Source organism: Chamaesiphon sp. OTE_75_metabat_556 (assembly GCF_031378165.1).
Lineage (GTDB): Bacteria > Cyanobacteriota > Cyanobacteriia > Cyanobacteriales > Chamaesiphonaceae > Chamaesiphon.
On sequence record NZ_JANNDR010000142.1, the window covers coordinates 1 to 3,614 of the forward strand.

The following is a 3,614-nucleotide window of genomic DNA, read 5'->3' on the forward strand; positions in this document are numbered from 1 at the left end:
TGAGTCAAACAGAATAGAGAATTTAAGTTAGTAATGATACTAACAATCATGATGAGATAAAATCTCCGATAATTCATAGTCGATTATTTGGGTAGATGCCAGAATTGCGATCGATATAGATTGAGACAGCCGCGATCGGTAGTCTGGTTCCGCGATCGTAAATTTAATTTGGCTGACGATCGGGAGTTTTCAGTCAGATACTGATATAAATTACGCTAGAAATTAAGAGCAAGGGTAATGTCTTGTCTTGACTGAAACACATACGGAGGGAACCTCCGCGTGATTTCAGTATTAACGCTGTCAACAGTTAACAGCTATTTAACACTATTGAGCGCACACCTGCTCTAAAGTATTTAACAAATCTTCAGCCATAAAAGGTTTGGCTAAAAATGTCCGTACGCCGCTAACTCGGAGATTTTGTGTCATTTGCTCGTTAGTGGACAAGCCACTCATGGCGATGATTTTGACTTGGGGATTGAGTTTGTGGAGGGTACGCACGGTTGTCACTGTATCTAAAGATGGCATCATCAAATCGAGGAGGATGACACTAATATCTTTTTTATGTTCGGCATAGATCGCGATCGCTTCGATCCCATCGCCAGCAGTTAAAATTCGGTAATTATAAGTTTCTAAGGTCGTGCCCGTAATCGATCGCACGGAGATTTCATCATCGACAATTAGAATGAGTTCGTTGTTACCAAGGGGCAGATCTAAGAGCGGTTGTGGTTCGGATATTTGCGTATCTGTAGCCAGTAAATAAACTTTAAAACACGTTCCTTTGCCGATTTCGCTATAAACAGTAATAAAGCCACCATGACTTTTGATAATCCCCATTGAGGTTGATAATCCCAATCCGGTACCTTTTCCAATTTCCTTGGTGGTAAAAAATGGATCGAAAATCCGATCGATTAGTTCGGCAGTCATCCCCATCCCAGTGTCGGTGACTGAGACGACGATATAATCGCCAGCGCGAGCATCTAAGTGGATTCTGGCATAGTTTTCATCGATCGTCAGATTCTCAGTCCCGATCGTCAATGTGCCACCATTGGGCATCGCATCGCGAGCATTAACACAGAGATTCATTAATACTTGATGGATCAGCGTACTATCAGCTTCGATCGTCCATAACTGTTTAGAGTAATCAAAGACAGCTTCGATATTTTTGGGGAAAGCTTGTTTGATAATCCGTTGAATTTCTTTAATTAAGTGATGGATCTGAATGCAGGTGGGCTTCCCTTCCACACCCCGCGTAAATGAAAGAATTTGTTTAACTAGATCGGCACCTCTTCGAGTACTATCATTTAAAATTGTCAGGAGATTTTGAGTGCGATCGTCGATATCGGGAAATTGTAAGGGTAAAATTTCGACAATGCCCAAAATCGGCGTCAGAATATTATTGAGATCGTGAGCGATGCCACTAGCTAGCGTCCCCAAACTTTCCAATCTTTGGGCGCGAAAGAATTGCGATTCTAATTGTTTTTGCTCGGTAATATCCGTTTCGACGATCAGAATCGATTTGGGATTGCCGACAGCATCTCGCAGAAGCGAGCGACGGCTACTGACAATTACGGGTTTGCCAGTAGCGGTAATTTTGGTGAGTTCCCCTTGCCAAGTTCCAGCACTCAAGACGATGTCCATCGCTGCTTCAAACTGAGTCACTGCCTCCTCGCTGATAAACTGGCGCGAGTCTTGCCCGATCGCCTCGGCAGTTTGCCAGCCGTATAATTGTTCGGCACCTTTGTTCCAAAACAAAATTTGGTAGTCGAGATTGTGCACGAAAATCGCATCGGGAGCGATGTCGAGCAAGTCCGCCTGCTCGTGCATGGTTTGCTCCGACTGCTTGCGCTCGGTAATATCGCTCCAATAACCGATAATTTCTAGCGGTTCCCCCGCCGGATCTAAAACCAATCTCAGTTCATCCCGCACCCAGATGTAATGGCCATCTTGATGGCGGAAGCGATATTCATAAACGTGCCGACCTCGATCGAGAATTGTCTGCAAATCGGCAAACACCCGCTCGCGATCGTCGGGATGGATCTGCTGCGCCCAAAAATGTGGATCTGCCAAAAAATCCCAACTATGGTACCCCAACATCCCCGTCACATTCTCGCTCACAAAGGTCGCCATATATTGCCCCCTGGCTTCACAGGCATAGATTACCGCTGGATTGGCTGTCAGCAGATAGCGCAAGCGATCCTCGGTGCGCTGGAGTTCTAGTTGGGCTTGCTTGGAATCGGTGATATCGTGGACGATCGCCAGTACCTGTGAGACGCTGCCATCGGGGTGACGCGAGAAGCTGGTATATCTGACGTTATGCCACCGCCATTCGCCATTAAAGTGCCGCAGCCGCTGCTCGAATTCGCGAATCTCACCATCTTCAATTGTGGCGATATTGGAGAATGCCGTCTGGATCGGATGGGGTTCGTCGGGATGGTGCAGCAGATCGATAATTCGATCGCCCATTTCCTGGGTGTCTGTGGGTGAATAGCCCAGGCTTGCGCCGAGCGATCGATTGATGTAAGCTATTTTTCCTTCATCCAGACTGTAGACACTAATAATATAAGGAACGGCATGAATCAGTTGCTCGGTAAAATACTGACTTTGTTGTAAGGCAAGTTCGATGGCTTGGCGTTCGCTAATATCGATGACAACCGATCGACTCATCAAATAATTGTCGTGATCATCTCGAATTACCGTCGCGCTCAAACTCACAGGTAACACGCTACCATCTTTACGGACTAGCTCAAATTCTAAATCCTTCACCCAACCCCGTTCTTGAAATTCGGGAAAACTCTGGCTAAATTTTGCTTGACTAGCTGGGGTGAGGAGATCGAGAAAGCGGATTTTGCCCACCACTTCATCCCACTCGTAACCGAGCATATCTAGTTCGGTTTGATTGATGCGGACATAGACACCATCACGATCGAGCGAATGATAACCGCAGGGAGCGCAGTCGTAAAGCTGCTGAAATTCAGCGTTCTGGGCTTCAGCCGCTAAATCTAGTTGCGCTCGATATTCGGGCATAAAATTGTCCTGCATTGCTTCGATCTCACTCGGTTCGGTAATTTCTACCTCTTTCATTATCCCCTAAAATGTCTGCTCGATCGACGACCGATCAATCGATTATCGATAGTCAAATTATGCCTAATTATCTACTTGATCAAGGATATTAATGGTGGTGATATCGATCGCCCCAACTGCCGATTGCTGATCTGGATGGATTTAGATCGATTGTCGATCGGTAGGAATCGAGCATGAGGTAATAGATAAAACAATCGATCGTTAAATCGATTAAACCTCAATATTGTTAAATCTTTAAGCGATATTTACAGCTCAATATTATTGGTTGAGGAAACTAATATCATCGATAAACCCGTCGGGATTGCTCAAAGCGTATTGCTGTGCCAGCCTGTCGTCTAGTTGTGCGGCTGCGGCATTTCCCAATGCCCGATTTGCCACCGCTCTAGCTTGGTAGGCCGCAGACATCCGGGGATTGCGACCAAGTGCCATATTTAGTTGCATCAATCCCTGTTGGTACTCCTTGTTGGCTACCAGGAGCTGTCCTAGGAGAGAACGGGTTGCGGGAGACTGGGGAGCAATTTGCACGGCTCGAC

At 46.2% G+C, this 3,614-nt stretch carries 1 protein-coding gene and 1 pseudogene; both read right to left on the bottom strand.

What is annotated here, in order from left to right:
- Positions 1–324: 324 nt before the first annotated feature.
- The gene (locus RMO27_RS06075) at positions 325–3,081 is read right to left on the bottom strand and encodes a PAS domain S-box protein (RefSeq protein WP_309730540.1); all 2,757 of its coding nucleotides are present in this window, start codon (positions 3,079–3,081) and stop codon (positions 325–327) included.
- Positions 3,082–3,339: 258 nt separating this feature from the next.
- Positions 3,340–3,614: pseudogene (locus RMO27_RS06080) on the bottom strand (serine protease); the annotation flags it as partial.

What these genes read in the sequence shown, in the direction of transcription:
- RMO27_RS06075 (WP_309730540.1), bottom strand. Translation starts at nt 3,081, where the DNA reads ATGAAAGAGGTAGAAATTACCGAACCGAGTGAGATCGAAGCAATGCAG.